We start from the raw sequence: 20260 nt of genomic DNA on the forward strand, positions 1-20260 counted from the left end.
ATGTTTAAGCGCCCTGCTTTTATTGATCAATTTCGTCAGTCTGTTTTTAATAAGTTATTAAAAAACAAGCATAAAACCAACGAAATTGAGCTTCAACATAAAACAATTTATGTATTACCATCAAAACTTGGTGGACAGTTTTTACTAATTGCCTTACTGAACTTTGTTATGGGCATTAACTATCAAAACAACCTGATTTTAGCCATGGCGTATTTAATGGTGGTTGTTTTGGTGTTTGCGATACTCACCGGCTATAAAAATGTGAGAGGTTTGTCGGTCAAATACCAATCAGTTAATGATAGTTATGCGCCAAAAGCCCCTTTTGCTCGTTTTCAAATTCAAGCACAATCATACTGTGAACTTATAAAACTGGTTAATGATAACCTTGAATCTGAAACTGTGTCACTGCAAAGTAAAGAGAAAAAAAACGTTGAAATATCGCTTAAATGTAGTGAACGTGGTGCATATGACTTTGATAGAATAAAAATCATTAGTCACTTTCCATTTGGTTTGGTGTCTGTGTGGAGTTATATAGAGCCAACCGAAACGGTTTATGTTTACCCACAGCCTATCGCCGTTGAAAAGCTTGATACTCAGCTCCATGACAATGACGTACACGACGGCGATAACGCACAAGTTAAAGCCGGTAATGATGACTTTTATCAGCTTACTCCTTTTGTACAAGGTATAGCGCTTAATAAGGTATCGTGGAAACACTACGCTAAAACTCAGCAACTATTAACGAAAGAATTTACCAGTGACGCATCACAGGAATTAGCACTTAATTTCAATATGTTGAGTGGCAATAATGAGCATAGATTAAGCCAGTTATGTTTTTTGGTGAACCAATTAACCGACCAACATATGGCGTTTTCGTTAACCTTACCCAATAAACACATTGCGAAAGGCCAAGGGATCAACCATCAAAAAGCCTGCCTACAAGCATTAGCGGAGTTTTAATTATGAATACACCGCTTATAAATACCGTTTTATCTCTGCTGTTTATTGTTACCAGTGGCTTTTTGTTTACTGAAGTAGCGACTCCATTCTTAGCCATATTGGCGGGCCTAAGCTTTTTAAACCTGTTTTTAGGTAAATTTTATAAAAAACTAAATGGGTTGGTGGCGAATATTTTGGCTGCAATTTGCTTAGTTGCCTTATTTGTTCTGGTTGGCGTGAGCGATACGGTCAAGTTATTTGTATCCATGATGCTACTTGCTAGCAGCTTTAAATTGCTACAAGCGAAAACCGTTAAACAGTATCAAACTGTGTGTTTACTGGTGTTTTTTAACCTTTCAACGGTGTATTTGTTTCACCAAGGGTTATTTGAAACCTTGGTAGTCAGTGTACTTTATATTGTTAACTTCGCAGTACTTGGCTATTTAACTAGCCCGCAAAGCTTTAAGGCCGCTAACAAACAAAGTTTTAAAACCATACTACTAGCCTTACCCATAGCGGCATTTTTGATTTTATTTTTACCTAAAATTCCAGCGTTTTGGCAGCTACCGGGGCCAAAGCTTGCTAAAACGGGGTTATCAGAGCAAGTTAACCCCTTTTCTATTGCGAAATTAGCTGAGTCAGATGACTTGGTTTTTCGGGTAGAGCAACAGCCAGGGCAAGACCTACAAGCCCCCTATTACTGGCGCAGCCTTATTCATGATGAGTTTAATGGTAGCGAATGGCTAATATCGGACATTTTGAAGTCTCAACAATTTAACCCAATTCGCCGTACAATTACTCAAAGTAATAGCGTTAATTATCAGGTTATTGCAGAGCCCTCATCATCAAACTGGTTGTTTGGGCTTGGCTTTGCGCAAAGTGCTAATTCTGATGTGCACTCAACCTACAATGGCTTGTTAAAACGTAAAGGTAACTTAAACAAAAACATTAAATACGCGGTAACCAGTAGTGAGGCTATGCTAAGTCTAAATGACTTTGAAAAACGCTTATATACCCGCTTACCGAAAACAACTAATCCACAAACAACGGCACTGGCAAACGAGTTGGCTGCTGAGCATGAAAATGCGCAAGCTTACTTTAACGCGTTGCTTGATTATTTTAATCAGCAGCAGTTTGCTTACACATTAACCCCTACATCCATGTATGGTGATAATACGCTAGACCAGTTTGTGTTTGATACCAAACGTGGCTTTTGTGGCCATTATGCCAGCACCGCTGCATTTATGTTTCGTGTTGCCGGTTACCCCGCCCGTGTTGTGTCTGGTTATTTAGGCGGAGAACAAACTAAAGCCGCTACGCTTAACATTTACCAATATGATGCACATGCTTGGGTTGAAGTGTTCTTTGATGAAAAATGGCATATTTTTGATGCTACCTCTGTTGTTGCCCCGGAGCGTTTAAACGGTTCGTTATCACAACTAGGTGATTTAAACGAAAGCTTTAACGACAATCTTAACTTTGGCCTAAAGCGCTGGAGTCATTTTAAAGCAATAAACTGGCTTAGAATTCATCTTGAAGAGCTCGACTATAAATGGACTAACTGGGTGCTTACGTTTGACCAAGAATCACAACAAAGTTTATTTGATTCACTGTTTGGTAATAAGTCAGCATGGCTAACGCCTTTAATTGTGTTAGGTACATTATTACTGAGCTTTACTGGCTATTTCTTATATAACAAACGCCCTTTTCGAAGTAGAGAGCCGCTGGTTGATGACATAACTAAGCTTTATCTGTGGGCAAAAAAGCAAGGTATTGAGCCAGTTGATACCAACACACCACTACAAAATATTGCTTTAATTAAACAGCAAAAACCTAGAACAGAGGCATATTTAAGTGAGTTTGAGCAAATAATCATCGAAGTACGTTATCAACAGCAATCATATAACCAAAATCGCAAAAACCGCGTACGAGTTCTGTTAAACTCTCTCAAAACAGCCAAATAGAGAACAATATGAATGCAGTAATTGTCGGCGTTATGTTGATGCTGATCCTGACACTTTGTCGAATTAATGTCATTGTGGCGATGACGGTAAGCGCAATTGTTGCGGGTTTGACCGCAGGCCTTGGTTTATCACAAACCGTTAATGCATTTAATGATGGCTTATCGGGCGGCGCTGAAATAGCACTTAGCTATGCGATGTTAGGTGCATTTGCGGTGGCTATTTCTAAGTCGGGTTTAACACGTATTTTAGCGTCTAAGTTACTAAAGCAAGTAAACGAGAATAGCCATAAAGGCGAAACAACGCTTAGTTATCTTATATTGAGTATTATTTTGCTGTGTGCGATCTCGTCGCAAAACTTGATACCCGTACATATCGCTTTTATCCCAATTCTCATTCCGCCATTACTTGTGGTGTTTAACAAGTTACGCCTTGATAGACGTGCCATTGCGTGTATCTTAACCTTCGGCTTAGCCACCTCTTACATGGTGCTACCTTATGGTTTTGGTGGCATTTACTTATACTCGATACTACACAAAAACCTCACTGAAAATGGCTTAGAGATTATTAATACTCAAGTGCCGATGGCAATGATCATTCCAGCCATTGGGATGTTATTTGGTTTATTGGTTGCAGTGTTTATATCTTATCGAAAACGCCGTAGTTATGAGTCTCACAGTCTGACAGAACAACAGCAAGAGGTTGTCATTGAGCAGCCTAAAAAGGTGTTAGCAGTGGGCATTACCGCCGTACTTTGTTCATTAGTGGCACAAAATATTAGTGGCTCTATGATCCTAGGTGGTCTTGTTGGGGTAGCTATATTTACCTTATTCGGTGTTGTAAAGCTTGAGCAAAATGGCGATGTATTTAGTAAAGGCATTGCTATGATGGCGATGATTGGCTTTATTATGATTTCTGCGCAAGGCTTTGCTTCGGTGATGAAAGCAACCGGTGATGTAGCTTCATTAGTTAGCTCTGCCGCAGGAATGATTGAAGGTAACAAGCCCCTTGCCGCAGCATTAATTTTACTCGTAGGATTATTGATCACCATGGGCATTGGTAGCTCGTTTTCGACGGTGCCAATTATAGCCACCCTGTTTGTACCACTTTGTATGGAACTAAACTTTTCTGTTATGGCTACTGCAGCACTGGTTGGTACTGCTGGTGCGCTAGGTGATGCAGGCTCCCCTGCCTCTGACTCAACACTTGGCCCAACATCTGGCCTAAATGCAGATGGCCAACACGACCATATTTGGGATTCAGTAGTACCTACTTTCATCCATTTTAATATTCCGCTACTTGTTGCTGGCTGGGTTGCGGCAATGGTGTTGTAGAGTCGAGTTACTTTTTGTTAAAAGCCCCATTAGGGACTTTTTTATTGGCTAAACAAAATACGAAGTGCGCGGTTTAAATCATGAAAGCGAATGGGTTTTGTCAGCACTTTGTTCATTCCTGCTTCTAAGCAAGTGGCTTTATCTTGATGTGATGCATTGGCTGTTAAGGCGACAATGGGTAAAGTCATTTTTAGTTCTTCACGCATGTATTTAGTTGCTGTAATACCATCCATTACTGGCATCATCATATCCATCAAAACTAAATCAAAGCTTTGCTGCTGAACTTTATCAATGGCTTGTTGGCCATTATCTGCAAGGGTGACATGGTGATTGAGCTTTTCTAAAAAGGCTTTTATAAGCACTTGGTTGGTTTTGTTATCTTCTGTAACAAGAATAGCCATTGGCTCAAGAGTTTGCTCATGTTCAATAGCTTGCTGATCATCCGCAACGATAGAGTATGGTATGTAAATATTAAATTTAGTACCAATATTGATTGCACTTGCTACTCTTATCTCGCCTTTCATTAAATCAACTAGGCTTTTGGTAATGCTAAGCCCAAGACCAATCCCTTCTACTTGTCGATTTACACCATAGTCATGCTGTTTAAAGGCATCGTAAATGCTGGCTATTTGAGATTGAGAGATCCCCTGCCCTGTATCTGCTATCTCAAATAACAAATGGGTGTCATTGAAATCAGCTGTGAAATTGACGGTGCCTACTTTGGTAAACTTAAAGGCATTATCTAAAATATTAAACAGAATTTGCCCGACCCGAACCCCATCAATATTAATTTTGTTGGGTAAGCCATCGCTTATCTCTGTGGTAAACAAGACATTAGAGCCTTGAGTGGTTTCTTGAAACTGTGCAGTAATATTTTTAACCAGCGCATTTATATCTGTTGCTTTAACATCAAGCTCCATCGAGCCACTTTCAATTTTTGAAAAATCCAGCACATCACTGATCAAATCAAGTAATAAATCAGCGCTTGAGTTTGCGTAATCGAGCCAACGTGTTTGCTTGTCATTAAGTTCTGAATCGGCTAACAACTCCAACATGCCTACAATTGCGTTCATAGGAGTTCTGATCTCATGAGACATCACCGTTAAAAACTGAGACTTTGCTTGGTTTGCTTCTTCTGCTTTTTCTTTTGCTAATTGTAGTGCTTGCTCGCGGTCTTTATTTACAGTGATATCTTTGGCAATACCTAAATAGCCGCGAAATTTCCCGCTTGAATCAAATTGTGGCTTACCACTCAAAGAGACCCAGGCCGGAGGCGACGAATTAACTTCAAATTCAAAATCTAAAAACTCAGCATGATCAGCCAGCAAGTGTTTAAAGTGCGACCATTTTTTTAACTGACTCTGTTCCTGCTCAGTGATGATGGCATCGAAATTTTTATGTAAAAAATGGCGTTTATATAAATTGCTATGGCTGGCGGTAGTTAAAACATTAATAAAGTGCTCATCTCTATTGGTACGCCAAAACCATTCGCTGGCAAAGTCTCTGAATAGTTCTGATAGCTCGCCAAGTCTTGTTAGTAAAGAGGTTGAGTGAAACTTTTGCCTGTTAAGCCTTGTTTGCGCAGCTAATTGAACCGCTACTTGCTGTAATAAGATCTTGATTGCGGTTTGTGATTTATCATTAAAACTAGCCTGCTCTTTTATATCGAAAAAGACCAAGCACTGCGTTGTGTGTTCAGAAATATCAACATGAAAAATTAGGTTATTTACGAACTCATTACTATAAAACAGCGAGTTATCTTCATTAAGTAACCACTGTGACTGCGCTTGTTGTAACTTAGACTTTAATATTGTTTCGTCAAATTCAATGTACTTGATAGTGCGCATTTCGAGGGATGCTTTTGAATCTTCGAAGTTTATTAAGCAAAACTCTTTAAACGAAAAATATGGCAGAAGCACTTTTTCAAGCTGAGCTTTTAATGCACGGCTATCGTTTATGCCATGAAATGCCGTTAGCTCAAGTTGTAATTGCTCTAAGTTTAACTCTGCCATTGCCATTCCTAGTTAATATTGCATCGCATATTGCAAATATAGAAAACAGTTCTCAGTTTAGCCATAAAAATATCAAAATAAATTATTTAAATTTCATTGTGTTATATAAATCCGAACACTTGGTACGGGCCATGCTAACTAAATATTAATCAAGTTTAACCAAGGTGACTGTTATGAAAATAGTATGCATAGGCGGCGGACACGGTTTATCCCATATGTTAAGTGCAATTAGACCTCACTGCGCCGAACTGACAGCGATTGTTGCAACCACAGATAACGGCGGAAGCACAGGTAAATTACGTCAAAGCCAAGATGTAGTTGCCCTTGGTGATATTAGACGTTGTTGTTTGCAATTAGCTGATAGTGACTCATTAATCCATCAAGTTTTTCACCACCGTTTTGATAGTGGTGAACTCAATGGCCACAGCCTTGGTAATTTAGCCTTATTAAGCTTAACCCAACAAACTAACTCAGCAACTCAAGCGGTTGCATGGTTCAATGCCATGTTGGGTAATTCAGAAACGATTCTACCTATGTCAGACGAACCGACTGATTTATTAGCGGTTATGTCATCAGGCATTAAAGTATTTGGTGAATGCGATATTGATTCACAAGAAGAGCTCCCAGACTATTTAACCCTCTCACAAGATGTGAATGCTGCTCCTGGTGTGGTTCAAGCTATTGAAAACGCCGATATGCTAATAATTGGCCCTGGAAGTTTAATTACCAGTGTAATGCCTGCCATGTTAGTTGAAGACATAGCTAAAGCGGTGCAACAAACATCAGCATGCCGATTATTTATCGAAAATATTGCCAAAGAAGCCAGCGTAATTAAATCGCTCGATATGCAACCGGTTGATTGGCTCGAAGGCATGCTTGGTTACCGGTTTTGTGACATGAGTATCTCTTTAGATGCGCTTAGTGAAATTGTGTCTCACTTTGACGATGTTGTTAAATCGCCAAACCAGCAGCACGACATTGAGCAGCTAAGTAATGTATTTGGCGAAATATTAAAAATGCCGTTAAGCCTAGAAGCTGAGGAACTAGTCAGTAGCAATCAAACTTTGCGCGTGAGTTAGCGTTTGTGCAAATTGGTCTTGCAGTAAGGCTATTAAGCTTTGTAGTTCATCGTCAAATTGTGATGCCTTCGCTTTTTGCTCAATTTGTTCTGCAAGGCCGCCTACGGCTAATGCCCCGTAACTACGGCTACTGCTTTTTAAACTGTGGGCATTTATTTCGATTTCAGACTGTTTCGTTGCGTCAGCAAGATCAGCAACGATTTGGCAGGACTCAGTGATATATACCTGCAAAAGTTGTTTTGCTAAGTCGTCACCAACATCCTGTTGTAATTGCGTATAGGTCGCAGTATCTATCATGGTCTCACCTTGGAGTGAATATGAAATATAGTGTTATTTTATTCGTAGATTCAAGCTTAATTGGTGGCATCGAAAGCCATTTGATTGCCATGAGTAAGCTGTTAGAACGATATAATATTATGAGCTCGGTACTATTTTATCAAGATCATAATAACCGTGAATTATATAAGCGCTTAGAAAATGCAAATATCACTTTCGGTTTTGCTGGCGGAAATTTAAAAAGCTTGAACGAAATACTAAAAATGTTTCCTCGCTCAGCGTTACTCCATACCCATGGGTACAAGGCAAGTATCATGGGCAAGTTAGTGTGTCGCTGGCAAAACCGCCCTTGTATTTCAACATATCATGCCGGTGAAGCAGGCACGGGTAAGGTTTATTTTTACAATAAGCTCGACAAACTACTAAGTTACTTTTCACTTAACTTTGCTGTTTCTAGCAAACTCACCGAAGAGCTTTACAATGCTGAATTACTTGAAAATTTTATTCCAGTAAATGAGCATACTAAAGAATTAGGTCTAAAAAATAATGATCAATTAAACGTTGGATTTGTTGGTCGTTTATCCCATGAAAAAGGCCCTGACATTTTTATTGAAACAGCCAAACGATTCAACACACCTAACTTAAAATTTCATATATTTGGTGATGGCCCTATGGTCAATGAGCTTGATTTGTCAGCGGTGAATTATCATGGCCAGTGTGAGCAACAACAAATATGGCAACAACTTGATGTATTGGTGATCTGCTCTCGGGCTGAAGGTCTACCTATGGTGGCATTAGAAGCAATGGCACACGGGGTACTCGTTATTGCATCGCCTGTTGGTCAGTTACCACAGATAATAAAGCACCTATCAAATGGGTTAATGATGACTGAAAGTACAAGCGATGCTTTACATAAACAGCTAAACAACATACTCATGTTGAGTGCTGATCAAAGAAGTTACATGCTAGGCAATGCACAAATACTTGTTCAACAACGTTTTTCTGGAGAGCAGCAATTTAAACAGCTAGATAGAGTCTATAGCTCTAGCTTACTTGCATCTCTTCCCAGCTTTTAATTTTACGATAAATCGTAGATGGACTCACATCCAAAAGAGCTGCAGCTTTAGGAATATTGTTATCACAAGCATCAATGGCTTGCTCAATATAACGTTTTTCTACCAACCAAAGCGGTTCAATATCGGCTTGAGAAAATGCTGTTGCAACTTCGCTGATAACAGGAGTGGCTTCAGTTGATGGCGATGTAAAGCTTTGTGAAGGCGTCACCTCCGAGGCTACAGTATTAACAGTTGCTGCTACTGGTTGTGATTGATTTTGTGCGTTTGGTAGTGCTGGTATCATACTCGCTTCAATGTAGGCTTCATCATGCAAAACGAGAATGTTACGTATGGTGTTTTCTAATTGGCGAACATTACCAGGCCAGCCATAGCTCAAAAATAGATTTTTAACGCCTTCTGACATGCCTTTGTATGCACGGCCTTCTTCTTTACTTATTTTTTTAAATAATGCATCGGCAATTTCGATCACATCTTTGCCACGCTGATTCAACGGTGGTAAGGCAATAGGGATAACATGTAGGCGATAATATAAGTCTTCACGAAAACGGCCTTCTTGCACTTCTAATAATGGGTCGCGGTTGGTGGCGCACACAAAGCGCACATCAACTTTAACTTCTTTTTCGCTGCCTACCTGCTGGTAACAACCAGTTTGAATAAAGCGCAGTAGCTTACTTTGCAGATTGATGTCCATTTCACATAGTTCATCTAAAAACAACGTACCACCGTCAGCTTGGCCAGCCGCCCCTTCACGATTGGCAATCGCGCCAGTGAACGCCCCTTTTAAGTGACCAAATATTTCACTTTCGATTAGATCTTTTGGTATTGCTGCACAGTTAAGGGCTACAAAGGGTTTATTCGCACGCGGTGACGCTAAATGTACTGCACGGGCGCACAGCTCTTTACCTGTCCCGCTTTCACCAGTGATAAACACAGTGGCTTTACTTGCAGATGCTGATTTTATGATTTGGTAAACAGATTGCATTTCTGATGAGCTACCAATCAAATCATAGTATTTACCGTTCTCGTAAGTTGTTTGATAGCTTTTGACTGTTTGTTTTAAATCTTTAAGTTTTAATGCGTTGTTTACTGTAATGCGAAAACGATCGGCTTCGATTGGTTTTTCTAGAAAGTCACTGGCACCGAGTTTAATGGCTTTGATTGCCATTTCTTTAGTGGCATGCCCTGTTAAAACAATCACTTGTGGAGCTGAGTCTGGGTCTAAAGAGGATAAAATATCTAGCCCGTTCATATCTGGCAGCATAACATCTAAAATCACTAAATCAGGCTCAAATTCCTGTAGTGCAACGACGGCTTGTTCGCCATTGTAGGCAATGCGTGTTTCGACCCCGGTTGGGATCAAATATGATTGGTACATCAGCGCTAGCGACTCTGTATCTTCAACAATGAGTATTTTAGGTGGCATTAAAGACTTCCTTTATTATCGTTTTATGCTGAGATAAAGTGATTATTTAACAGTTCCTTATTAGTAGCTTAGTGCGTATTTGACCGGTTTGTAAACTCAAACTTTAGTGTTTATTGATCACAATTAATGAGGCATCGTCTATTTCAGCAGTTAACTCAACCTGGCTTGCCTGCCAAAGTGCATAAGCAAACTCTTCACTTTGCACATTTTCGTCAGTTAATTTAGTAATAATTTGGTCTACATCGCTTAATTGCTGATTATCAAGCCAACCATCGGTGAATAATAAAATGTGTTCAACGTCATTTAAGTCATAACTATAATGTTGATAAACATGATCATCACTAAGGCCAAGTAAGGGATCAGTACCGCTTAGCTGGATCAATTTGCCATTTTTGGTTATCACACAGGGGGCTGGGTGGCCTGCGTTAAACCAGTGAAGTGTGTTATTTTCAATAAAACTTATTAGTAAAGTGACTAAACTAGTTTTACATAACCGCTGTTCATACAGGGCTTGGTTTAAGGTTGTTAAAACGTTTTGTAATGGGATTTCTGTCGCTAAACAACCACTTAAAAAGCCCTTTATGGCAAAACTTTCTTTTAGTGCTGTTATACCGTGCCCCATCATATCGCCAATGATCACAGGCGTTTGCTGCTGGTGGGGGTACATACAAAAATCACCACCATTTTGGCTGATAATAGAGCCAAAATTATAGGCATTAAACTCCCCTATTTTTTGCCTTGTTTGCATGCGCTCTTCGTTAATTAAATACTTTAATGCGGAAAAACGATGCACAATGCGCTCAATACTCTGCAATAAGCGAGTTTTGCTAACGGGTTTTACTAAATAATCATCAACCCCTAACAGGTTTATACGTTTTATAAGTTCTTCACTGTCATCACCTGTCAGCATAACCACAGATAAATTAGTTTTTAGGTTAGATTGATTGAGTTTTTTAAGTAAAGGCTCACTGGTGCCATTTTTCAGTTTATGATCAAGCAATAAAATTGTTGCCCCAGAGGTGAGAATTTCTTGCCACCCCGATTCACTATCCTCACAGCAAATAACCTGAAAATGCTCAGATAAATAAGCATTCAGTAAAGCAAGTTGTGCCTTATCATCATCTATGTATATAAGCGTGGGTCGTTTATCGATATTGGTTAAACAAAAAGAGAATGTATTCTGCTGGCCGACAGTTTTATAACAAGCATTTGGAAAGTAATGCTTGATGAGTGCAACGCCCATACCCCCTTCCACTAATTCACCACTGTCTAATTGCCACCCTGATGCTTGTTGATTAAATAAATCATAGCTTGGCATGCTGTCTTTAAATTCTATTAGCAGCTGTTTATCGGGCAGTTTATGCATAGCAAACTGCACATTCATTGACGTTTCTTGGCTATGGCGTAACAGATTAGTTAGGTATTCGGTTGCTACTAAACCTGCTGCATCAATATCTTGATTTTTCACACTGATCGCCGTTAAAACATGTTTTAAAATATGGCGGATCTCACTGACTGTAGGCCAGTCTAAACTAAATGATTTTTGATATAAGCAGTCCATACAGGTTCTCAATAAGGTAAAAACAACCAGCGCTGTTTAATAACTTTGTTTAATAAGTACTCTGTGAGTTTAGGCCATTTTGGTTGAAACGCTTTGAGCGTTTTCACGATGCGGCTACCCAATGGAGCAAACTGATGCTGCGCAACAACAATCTTTACGTTATTGACGCCTGCGTGTTCTAAATTTGCCATACCGTGACATAAAGCTTCTTCGTCGTTATAACCAAGCGATACCGTTAAAAATGTCAGTTCGGTACATAAACTAAGCGCATGCAGCGGTACGTTACCGCGATTACATTTAAGAGCTGGGCTCATATCTAAAAATATATAGTCATACTCTTGTTTTATGCGTTCTATTGCATCATTAAGTACGCTTTTATTTTTCACCGATTCAAGCTCTTTAAGGTGCGCCATGGTGAGCAGGTCTACCTGCTCAGTATTGATGATATTCAGCTGACAAGAAATATCACTAAAGCACCAAGACTCTGGTTTTTTTGGTTCATCAAACTTAAATGGATTTAACGGATTTAAGTCGATTATAAGCACTTTGGCAGCTTGCAAACTTAAGCGCTGTGCAACACTAGCACAAAGTGATGTAGAGCCTTCGTTGCCGGTTAACGAAATAAAGCAGATGCAACGGGCTTTACTGTTATCTATTTCGTTACACACGGCTTCAAGTTCTTGGTATTGCGCTGGTATTAGTTTCATAAGCCCACCACTAAAGCTACAACAGTAATAAAATCTAAGAAGTTTGATTTAAACTGGCTCATTAAATCTTGGCCTTTGTCTGGTACATATAAAGTATCGCCAGCACGTAACACAGGGATATACGCTGAGTTAGGGTTTTTAACGAATTCTTCTAAATCAAATACACGAGACTGTTCTTTACAGCATGAATGATTTACGACAACGATTTTGTCGATAAGCGCTGAGCTTGATGGGCCGCCCGCTTCTGCTAGTACGTCAAGTACCGTCATAGTGTCATCAAAGCTGTAACGACCTGGCTTTTCAACAGCACCCATGATGCGAACTACTTGCTCTTTTGGCGTACGTAACCAGTCTTTATCTTTTTCTGGGATATAGATGGTATCGCCCGGTAAAACGTGTGGAAATAAGGTTTCATCACCGGTTTCAAAATACAGTGCAAGGTTTAATTTACTGACTCTTGCTGCATTGCCGTTACGATGAGTAATACGAATATTGCGTAAGTCAGCGTTATCTGTAGGGCCATCAGCAGCGGCTAAAATGTCGATAAAGTGCATATTTGTATTAAATGCATAGCGACCTGGTGAGCCCACCTGACCCATAATGTAAATAGACTTGCTTGATTCTTGACGGATCCATTGAGATTTATTGTCTGCAGGGTCAACCGGTAACTCTTCAACAATAATGGTATCGCCAGCCATTAAACTTGGCAGTTCATATTTGCCCGAATCATTAATAGTGTATTGCTCTAAATCGAAACGTTTGGTCACCTCACCGTTTCTTACAATTTTAATATCATTGATATTGGCACCCTTAGTTGGGCCACCGGCATGAGCAAGTAAATCGGTAAAGTCCATTTCAGGGCTCCACTCATAACGACCCGGAGATAAAATGGCACCGATAATTTTGATGGCACGTTTTGGCGGTACTTTTAACCAGCTTTTTTCGTTTTGATCGGTTTTCTCTGGTACAAAAATCACATCGCCCGGGTTAAGGCTTGGCACTTTTACTGTAACTATGCCTTCGCTGTAACCTTGTAAGTCAAATAAGATGCTTTCTCCTGCTGGAGTTAAGATTTTAATCTGACGAGTTTCAGCAAAACGGGTTGGGCCACCTGCATTAGCCAGAATATCTAAAAAGCTGGTGCTTTCGCCTGCTTCATAAGCGCCCGGCTTTTGTACTTCGCCCATGATATAAACTGTTCTTGAAGTGGTATTTACATCATCCACCATAATAGGCACATAAATAGTAGAACCCGCTTTTAGCTCTGGCATAGTGTCGTTATTAGGTTTATCTAAATACGCTTTTAAATCGAACACGACAGGGGTTTTATCTACGATAACGCGAATTTTGGTTACATCTGCATAGCGGGTTACACCCTCAGCACGCATTAGCGCATCAAGTACACTCATGTTTTCTTTAAATGAAAAGCTACCAGGGTTGTGCACCTCACCAAGCAAAGTAATAGCACTGTTATCACTTGCATCACCTGACGCACTTAAGGTTTGTGCATCAAAGTCAATTTGTACGTTACCTAACAGCGGAGACACTGGCACAAAGACTGTGTCAGCACTTTGTAATGCAGGTAATAAGTCAATGTTGCCTGAATCTAAGTAGGCTTTATAGTTAAACTCAATCATCTCGGTGCCACGGCGAATTTGTAAGCGGTCTAATTGAGCGCCTGGTTTTAAGCCTCCAGCACGGGCGATGACCATTTGAATGTTGCCATCTTTAGGAATACTTACTTGTGATGGGTCGTTCACATAGCCCATAACATTGATGAAAATATCTCGTGAATGAATTTCGACATAAAAGTCATCCATCGCCACATACATTTCACTTAATGCTGTGCGTAGCTGGCTTTGTACATCATCTAGCTGTAAGCCTGCTACTTTAAAACGACCTAGCTCTGGTAAGGTAATAGCCCCTTCTTTATCAACTTCAAACGGTTCGCTAAATTCAGCTTCGCCTGGTAGGTATAAGTAAAGTTTATTACCGACTTCAATCTCTTCAGCGAAAGTAGGTAACGTGAATATAAGTAAGCAAAGTAAGATTAACTGTTTCATGTTATTGCTCCTTAGGACCATTTAAGATTTTGGTCCAGCTGGATAATGCATGTTTTTGTTTAGTGGCTTTATCGTCACTCATGTCGATAATAATTGCCTCTACTCGTCTATCTGAATGACGTTTTGAGCGTGAGTCAGGTTCGTCGCTGTACGGTGTTAAACTACCTTGCGTTAAGGTTGTTATTGTCGCAGGGTTTACACCATAAATACCTAGCCAGTGTTTTACTGTTTCGGCACGCTTAAGTGCTAACTCATAGTTGTTTTGTTGCTGACCACTAATGTCAGCATGACCAACAAGCAGTAAGTTAACTTCATCAACTTGTTTAATTAAGTCAGCCGCTTGTGCTAAACGTGTGATGTATTTAGGAGTAACCTGAAAATCATTCAGCGAGAACTGGTTATCACTATTTAAAAGCTCAGTTATCTGGTCTTTAAGTGATGCTGTCATGTTTTTTTCAGTATCAGTAACGCCTGCACATTGGCTCATCGCATTAACAGTTTCAAAGTGCTTCGCAAGCTGATTTAAACCGTGATAGTGAATAAGTAAATCATGCTCAGCATCAGACCACATTTGCGCTGCTATTAGGCGTCTTATACGGTTTTCGTATATTTGTGCTTTTAGCAGTTGTGCTGGCATACATTGCTGTATCCCTTGTGCTTTTAATAAATCTAACTTTAAAACATGATGTTCAAATTCGCTTAGCACCACGGTTTCTTGTGTGTCGTAAATCATCTCGTGTTGTTCATCAGTAAGCGGATAATTTTGATATTTTTCAGCCCAGCCTCCTTGCCCCTCATCAGGCCAAGAAGCACATCCACCAAGCGTTAGCAAAATGATTGTAAATAGTATGTGCTTCATAAATCACCTCACGCGATATCAGCTTGTTCGATAAATGGAATCGTCTTATCAACTCTTAATAGACTCATTAGTTTGTGTGGTTGCCCAGACACATTAAGCAGTGATAGCTTTTGCCCTTTTTTCTCAATGCGTTTGTATAGGAACACCATGGCACCAATGCCAGATGAATCAATAAACGTAGTAGAGCTAAAATCGAGTACCACACTTTGTTGTTTGCCGTGTGCAACTTCTTCAAACTGATCTTTAAAGCCATCGACGGCTAGACCAGAAAAGTCACTAGGTAGTGAAATTAGTTTGGTATCGTTAGAAAATGATGTGTTGTTAGCCATGATCTTCACCTTAGTTAAATTGGTTAGTCATAGTAACTAGTACAACTAAAATGCCAGTTTATAAGGTTTTGAAATTTAAAGGCTAAATGATGCAGCGATGCATAATGCAATTAACTTTTTGCTGTTAATTTGCATTATGCAACGTGATTTGCTTAATTTATTTGGTAAAAAAGACGTGGATTGGTATCACTGCCCTTTGCCTGTAAAGACAACTTGTAATGTTTTAATCACAATTGAAAACTCAAGCTTCGCCCAAGCAAGAGGTGATGACATACTCAGTGAATAGGCGTAATCCCAGCCAATTTTACTACGTGCATCGTCTATGGTTTCGTCATAGCCGTTCATCACTTGAGCAAGACCAGAAATACCTGGTTTAACCCCGTAAGTACGCTGGCAAAAATAAGGAATGTCTTTTTCTAATTTACCATAAAACACAGGGCGCTCTGGTCTTGGGCCAATTAATGACATCTCGCCTTTAAGCACATTAATCAATTGCGGAAGTTCGTCAATTCGTGTTTTACGCATAAAGCGCCCTACTGCCGTTATTCTTGGGTCATCTTTACTGGCCCATACAGCACCAGAACGTGACTCAGCATCAACTACCATAGAGCGAAACTTATAAACATAAAATAACTCAACGAATTCATCTGAGCTTTCACCCACTCTTAGTTGCTTAAAAATGATAGGCCCTTTAGATGTAAGCTTTATAGCAAGCGCTGCAATTAAACATACAGGCCAAACTAGACTTAACGCAAATAAAGCGCCTGCAATATCTAAGCTTCGTTTTATGACTTTAATAACAGACTTTGTTTGTGCTTTACTCGCAGATTTTACACGTTGCCAAGGAGTGTCAAAGTAACCTTGTTCATAGCGAATGATCCCCCAAAGTGCTAAAAAGTAGCTATTTAAGATGTAATTAACTTTATCGACGATAGGAATACGTTTTTTAAAGGCGAATATAGTTTTAACCGCTTGTACTGTATGAAGCGATAAAATGCTTGTAGCAATCAATTGTGACCATACAGATTGCGTGACGATAGCTTCTATAAATACACAAGCATAAATACAGGCTAAAATAATTGGCATAACCCCACGTAATACTTTGTGCGAGAAAAAGTTCATACAAGTCCAGCCTAAACGCGGGTTAAGTAATATAAGCAGCGCTTTTATTTGTTGCCAATTACCGGCACCTAACCTTACACGACGTTTATAATCTTCACTTTGCTCATCGCATTCGCGCTCGTAAATGACAACGTCTTCATCAACAACAGCTTTCCCGCCTTTGCTTAAAGCTTTCATTGATAGCACGAAGTCGTCGTTAATTGTGTTATTCTCTAATTCATTTGCATACTCAGCGCGCATTGCAAACATTGCCCCTGGTACGCCAATCACAGCGCCAAGGTTCGACTCTGATTTTTTCACTTGGTTTTGGTACTGCCAGTAGGCTTTTTGCGCATCTGGTGCATTTTCATCTAAGGTGTAAACACCTGTCGAAATTGCCACTTGCGGATCACTAAATTGCTTAGCTACTTTGTTTAATGCATCAATACTCAATAAAGCACTAACATCGGTGAACAGTAAAATATCATTGTGATATTTCGCCATCCCCATCAAGGTATTTAACCCTTGTACTTTCCCTTGGTTTTCATCACGATGGTGAAAATAACACTGCACGCCTTGCTTATGTAATACCTGCTGTGCTTTAAGAGCTTGTTGATAGCTTTTATCGGTGCAACCATCAAAATAAACATGAATAGAATAATGATGAGTGTCATATACCAGTGATGCTAGGTTATAAAGCTTTTCTGCAATATGCTGTTGTTCATTGTAAGCACACATCAAAACAGCAATATTCGGTGTGTAGTTGTCATCAAAAACGGTTTGCTTGCTTGGTTTTTTCTTTTTGCCTGCAACACATTTTAGTAATAATGGGTAGCCAACATGATGATATGCAGCAATACACATTAAAATGATAAATAATGTAGTAAAAATAGTCATGGTTGGCTCCTACACTGCTAATGCAGAATATAAATTGTCGTATTTACTACTCATGGTTCTTGCATCAGCGACTGCAATAGCATGATGACGAATGCAAAGACCATGTGGCAGTTTACATGCTCTCAAAATAGCCGGTGCAAGCTTGTTAAACTCGTTCAAAGACACAAGCTCACCTTCGTTATCGGTGACAACTTCATGAATTCCACCTACATCAGATGCTACAACTGGAATACCACATGCCATGGCTTCAATAATCGATAATGGCAAACCTTCACGCTGTGAATACAAACACATTACGTCGATACTCGAATAAAAGGCTCGCATATCGTGAACGTTACCTAAAAAGTGCACACGTTCGTTAAGCCCTAAATTACGTACCAAATTCATTAAAATGACTTTTTGATCGCCATCTCCAGCAAACACCATATGGTAATCTTCAGGTAAGTAATGCAATGCATGAATAAGATCTTTGTGTCCTTTACCTTCAATCAACCTTGCAGCACAGCCAACTAGCTTAACTTTGTGGGGTAAATTGAGCTGACTTCTGGCGGTTGATTGATTAATTGCGACAAAATTATCGCAATCTATACCATTTAAAATGGTGCGCTCAGGAATGATTGCTGTTTTAGCTCTAAATTCATCGGCAACAATACGTGCATCTGCGACCCAATAAATATTCGTTAATGAGTTAAGTAACTTAGTGAAAGTACATTGTTTAACGTTATTTAAATACCAGGCATCATGAATTGTTGATATATGACGAACCGAATCACCGGTTAACGCACAAGCAAGGCCGGCATAAATAACAGGGCCAACATGATGACTGTGAATAATATCGATATCATGCTCTTTTATTAATGCCTTTATCTTTGCGATAACAGAAATACTCACGCCTGGTTTTTTGTTTAAACAAATCACTCGATGGCTATATTGTTCAAGCTCTGGCCATTGCTCAAACGCAGATTGTCTGTCTCCCTCAAGAGAAACAATAATACTCGAGCTACTAAATTGACTGTTTTTGAGTAAAGTAATTGCCATTTTTTCTAGGCCACCTACTTGTAGGTGTTGAACTAAGTGCATGACATTCATGATTTATCTCCTTCAATATTACCGAAGTTAGTTTCGGCATTGACGATAGGAAGTACTGTTACCACCTCTGCGCTGGTAAGTTTTTCGATGGTTTTAATATCTTTTAAGTGACTGTCACAAAGTGCAGCAACAAATACGCTTGCACTACCTGTGAAAATCCCAAGAACAATGCCAACGATAACAGTCATTAGCATTGAGGTATTGATAGGTTGTGTTGGGCTATAAGCTCGCTCGATAGTTTTTACTTTGTCAGGTCCTTCGTATTTAACTAATTTGCCCGTAACTTTGGCCATTTCGTAACGGCTAAGCATGTCTTTATAAAGTGACTGTTTAACATCGTAATCACGCTCTAGTTTACGTAATTGTTTTTCTACATCACTGGTTACTAACAGACGTTCACTGACGAGCTGCACTTGCTCTTCGAGCATTGCAAATTCTTGCTCTTGCTGAAGTAAATTATTACGGGCCTCTTCAAGCGCAAGAAGTTGAGAAACTAAAACGCTGCTCTCTTTACCATCACCAGACGGAAGCGTATTAACCATTTGCCATAACTGATCAAGATTCGTTGTGTCTAGCTCTTCACTAGATGCTAACAGCGCCTGTTGGCGACTTTTTAAGTTTGCCAGTGTGCGTTTTTTCTCGATAACCTTGCTATGTTTATCGGTATAGCGTGTTCTCAAAAGACTTAATTCAGATTCAGTACGAATTATCTTTTCTTCTAAATTGCCTAAAATGGGATTGGCTTGCCCTACTTTACTCACTAAGGCATTCAATTTTGCTTTAGCGCCTGAAAGAGCAATCAGCTTTTGTTGTTTTTCGCTTAGTAAGCTGTCGAAGGTTTGGCGATTGCTATGTAAAACATCGGGTAAGGTGTTACTGTTTTTGGTTTTAAAATCAGCAAGTGCTTCTTCAGATAACTCAAGTTCTTCGCGTAAACTATCCAGCTGTTTAAAGAAAAACTGCTCAGAAGTATCAAGTGATGCCTTTGTTGGTGCTAATAAACGTTCAATAAATTTTTCTACCACCTTTTCAAGCACTGGCTTCATTTGTGATTGGTCATGCCAAATAAAGTTAATGCGGACCAGCTCATCACCAATTAACGAAAGTGATAGTGCTTTAGATAGTTTTTGATGAATTTCTTCAACTTGCTTTGGCGTAGCATCTTCAGCTATTAATTGGGTTTCTTTTGCTACTGCAATAAGTACCTTACGGCTGATAACTAAGGTACGCAGTGCTGCCATACGGTCAGAAAGCTGAAACGAGAAAGACAGATCATCTAAGTAAGGATTAAGTAGTGCTGACTCTTCAATTAAGATGGTGGCGTGATTGGTATATTGTTTTTGCGCAGATAAACCAAGTGCAATGACGACGATTGGCACAATGCAAAACGGAATAATAAAAAGCTTAATACGCGTGTAAAGCGCATAAAGCCCTAAATAAATTAACCGTTTGATCTGCTCTTTAACTAACATACTTTACCTTTTGCTTTGCATTTTGCGAAATTGCTCGGTTTTAATTTGCAAATTGATAAAAACAACCGAGATTTCTATAGAT

Annotated in this window: 16 protein-coding genes; 5 read left to right on the forward strand and 11 right to left on the reverse strand. The window is 39.5% G+C overall.

What is annotated here, in order from left to right; genetic code table 11:
- From AUR67_RS09015 to AUR67_RS09025, 3 genes are read left to right on the forward strand one after another with little or no spacing between them, the layout of a single operon-like run.
- Entirely contained in the window at window positions 1-960 is a 960-nt protein-coding gene (locus AUR67_RS09015) for a DUF58 domain-containing protein (RefSeq protein ID WP_058585017.1), read from the forward strand.
- Between the two features lie 2 nt (window positions 961-962).
- Window positions 963-2903, forward strand: coding sequence for a transglutaminaseTgpA domain-containing protein (locus AUR67_RS09020; RefSeq protein WP_058585018.1), 1941 nt, complete (start codon window positions 963-965; stop codon window positions 2901-2903).
- An 8-nt stretch (window positions 2904-2911) separates the two neighbouring features.
- Window positions 2912-4234, forward strand: coding sequence for a Na+/H+ antiporter family protein (locus AUR67_RS09025; RefSeq protein ID WP_058585019.1), 1323 nt, complete (start codon window positions 2912-2914; stop codon window positions 4232-4234).
- Window positions 4235-4275: 41 nt separating this feature from the next.
- Here AUR67_RS09025 and AUR67_RS09030 read toward each other — a convergent pair whose 3' ends face one another.
- A complete protein-coding gene (locus AUR67_RS09030; RefSeq protein ID WP_058585020.1) occupies window positions 4276-6246 on the reverse strand; it encodes a response regulator in 1971 nt (656 codons plus the stop codon).
- A 173-nt stretch (window positions 6247-6419) separates the two neighbouring features.
- On the opposite strand from AUR67_RS09030, the gene AUR67_RS09035 reads away from it, so the two are divergent.
- A complete protein-coding gene (locus tag AUR67_RS09035; RefSeq protein ID WP_058585021.1) occupies window positions 6420-7325 on the forward strand; it encodes a gluconeogenesis factor YvcK family protein in 906 nt (301 codons plus the stop codon).
- Here AUR67_RS09035 and AUR67_RS09040 read toward each other — a convergent pair.
- Window positions 7290-7622, reverse strand: coding sequence for an Hpt domain-containing protein (locus AUR67_RS09040; protein ID WP_058585022.1), 333 nt, complete (start codon window positions 7620-7622; stop codon window positions 7290-7292). The genes AUR67_RS09035 and AUR67_RS09040 overlap by 36 nt on opposite strands.
- A 20-nt stretch (window positions 7623-7642) precedes the next feature.
- Here AUR67_RS09040 and AUR67_RS09045 point away from each other — a divergent pair, with 20 nt between their 5' ends.
- Window positions 7643-8677 (forward strand): glycosyltransferase family 4 protein, encoded by a 1035-nt coding sequence (locus tag AUR67_RS09045; RefSeq protein ID WP_058585023.1) that lies wholly within the window; start codon window positions 7643-7645, stop codon window positions 8675-8677.
- On the opposite strand, the gene AUR67_RS09050 is transcribed toward AUR67_RS09045, so the two are convergent.
- From AUR67_RS09050 to AUR67_RS09090, 9 genes are all read right to left on the reverse strand, one after another.
- The gene (locus AUR67_RS09050; RefSeq protein WP_058585024.1) at window positions 8646-10100 is read right to left on the reverse strand and encodes a sigma-54-dependent transcriptional regulator; all 1455 of its coding nucleotides are present in this window, start codon (window positions 10098-10100) and stop codon (window positions 8646-8648) included. The two genes, AUR67_RS09045 and AUR67_RS09050, sit on opposite strands and share 32 nt — an antisense overlap.
- A 103-nt stretch (window positions 10101-10203) precedes the next feature.
- Complete coding sequence (locus AUR67_RS09055) at window positions 10204-11661, reverse strand: SpoIIE family protein phosphatase (protein ID WP_058585025.1); 1458 nt, start codon at window positions 11659-11661, stop codon at window positions 10204-10206.
- 8 nt (window positions 11662-11669) lie between these two features.
- Entirely contained in the window at window positions 11670-12368 is a 699-nt protein-coding gene (locus AUR67_RS09060; RefSeq protein ID WP_054561487.1) for an AAA family ATPase, read from the reverse strand.
- Entirely contained in the window at window positions 12365-14431 is a 2067-nt protein-coding gene (locus tag AUR67_RS09065; protein WP_058585026.1) for an SLBB domain-containing protein, read from the reverse strand. Before AUR67_RS09065 ends, AUR67_RS09060 begins: the two co-directional genes overlap by 4 nt.
- 1 nt (window position 14432) lies before the next feature.
- Window positions 14433-15290 (reverse strand): OmpA family protein, encoded by an 858-nt coding sequence (locus tag AUR67_RS09070; protein ID WP_054561489.1) that lies wholly within the window; start codon window positions 15288-15290, stop codon window positions 14433-14435.
- Between the two features lie 8 nt (window positions 15291-15298).
- Entirely contained in the window at window positions 15299-15619 is a 321-nt protein-coding gene (locus tag AUR67_RS09075) for an STAS domain-containing protein (protein ID WP_054561490.1), read from the reverse strand.
- Window positions 15620-15805: 186 nt separating this feature from the next.
- Complete coding sequence (locus AUR67_RS09080) at window positions 15806-17617, reverse strand: sugar transferase (RefSeq protein ID WP_058585027.1); 1812 nt, start codon at window positions 17615-17617, stop codon at window positions 15806-15808.
- Between the two features lie 9 nt (window positions 17618-17626).
- Entirely contained in the window at window positions 17627-18706 is a 1080-nt protein-coding gene (locus AUR67_RS09085) for a glycosyltransferase (RefSeq protein ID WP_058585028.1), read from the reverse strand.
- A complete protein-coding gene (locus AUR67_RS09090) occupies window positions 18703-20178 on the reverse strand; it encodes a GumC family protein (RefSeq protein WP_058585029.1) in 1476 nt (491 codons plus the stop codon). The genes AUR67_RS09085 and AUR67_RS09090 overlap by 4 nt, the downstream gene beginning before the upstream one ends.
- Window positions 20179-20260 lie beyond the last annotated feature (82 nt).

Origin of the sequence: Pseudoalteromonas sp. XI10 (assembly GCF_001469895.1) — a bacterium.
GTDB lineage: Bacteria > Pseudomonadota > Gammaproteobacteria > Enterobacterales > Alteromonadaceae > Pseudoalteromonas.

Bases quoted from the DNA above. Each gene is read 5' to 3' on its own strand.
- AUR67_RS09065 (WP_058585026.1), bottom strand. From the start codon at position 14,431: ATGAAACAGTTAATCTTACTTTGCTTACTTATATTCACGTTACCTACT.
- AUR67_RS09090 (WP_058585029.1), bottom strand. From the start codon at position 20,178: ATGTTAGTTAAAGAGCAGATCAAACGGTTAATTTATTTAGGGCTTTAT.
- AUR67_RS09050 (WP_058585024.1), bottom strand. From the start codon at position 10,100: ATGCCACCTAAAATACTCATTGTTGAAGATACAGAGTCGCTAGCGCTG.
- AUR67_RS09020 (WP_058585018.1), top strand. From the start codon at position 963: ATGAATACACCGCTTATAAATACCGTTTTATCTCTGCTGTTTATTGTT.
- AUR67_RS09055 (WP_058585025.1), bottom strand. From the start codon at position 11,661: ATGGACTGCTTATATCAAAAATCATTTAGTTTAGACTGGCCTACAGTC.
- AUR67_RS09030 (WP_058585020.1), bottom strand. From the start codon at position 6,246: ATGGCAGAGTTAAACTTAGAGCAATTACAACTTGAGCTAACGGCATTT.
- AUR67_RS09015 (WP_058585017.1), top strand. From the start codon at position 1: ATGTTTAAGCGCCCTGCTTTTATTGATCAATTTCGTCAGTCTGTTTTT.
- AUR67_RS09075 (WP_054561490.1), bottom strand. From the start codon at position 15,619: ATGGCTAACAACACATCATTTTCTAACGATACCAAACTAATTTCACTA.
- AUR67_RS09025 (WP_058585019.1), top strand. From the start codon at position 2,912: ATGAATGCAGTAATTGTCGGCGTTATGTTGATGCTGATCCTGACACTT.
- AUR67_RS09040 (WP_058585022.1), bottom strand. From the start codon at position 7,622: ATGATAGATACTGCGACCTATACGCAATTACAACAGGATGTTGGTGAC.
- AUR67_RS09070 (WP_054561489.1), bottom strand. From the start codon at position 15,290: ATGAAGCACATACTATTTACAATCATTTTGCTAACGCTTGGTGGATGT.
- AUR67_RS09045 (WP_058585023.1), top strand. From the start codon at position 7,643: ATGAAATATAGTGTTATTTTATTCGTAGATTCAAGCTTAATTGGTGGC.
- AUR67_RS09035 (WP_058585021.1), top strand. From the start codon at position 6,420: ATGAAAATAGTATGCATAGGCGGCGGACACGGTTTATCCCATATGTTA.
- AUR67_RS09080 (WP_058585027.1), bottom strand. From the start codon at position 17,617: ATGACTATTTTTACTACATTATTTATCATTTTAATGTGTATTGCTGCA.
- AUR67_RS09085 (WP_058585028.1), bottom strand. From the start codon at position 18,706: ATGAATGTCATGCACTTAGTTCAACACCTACAAGTAGGTGGCCTAGAA.
- AUR67_RS09060 (WP_054561487.1), bottom strand. From the start codon at position 12,368: ATGAAACTAATACCAGCGCAATACCAAGAACTTGAAGCCGTGTGTAAC.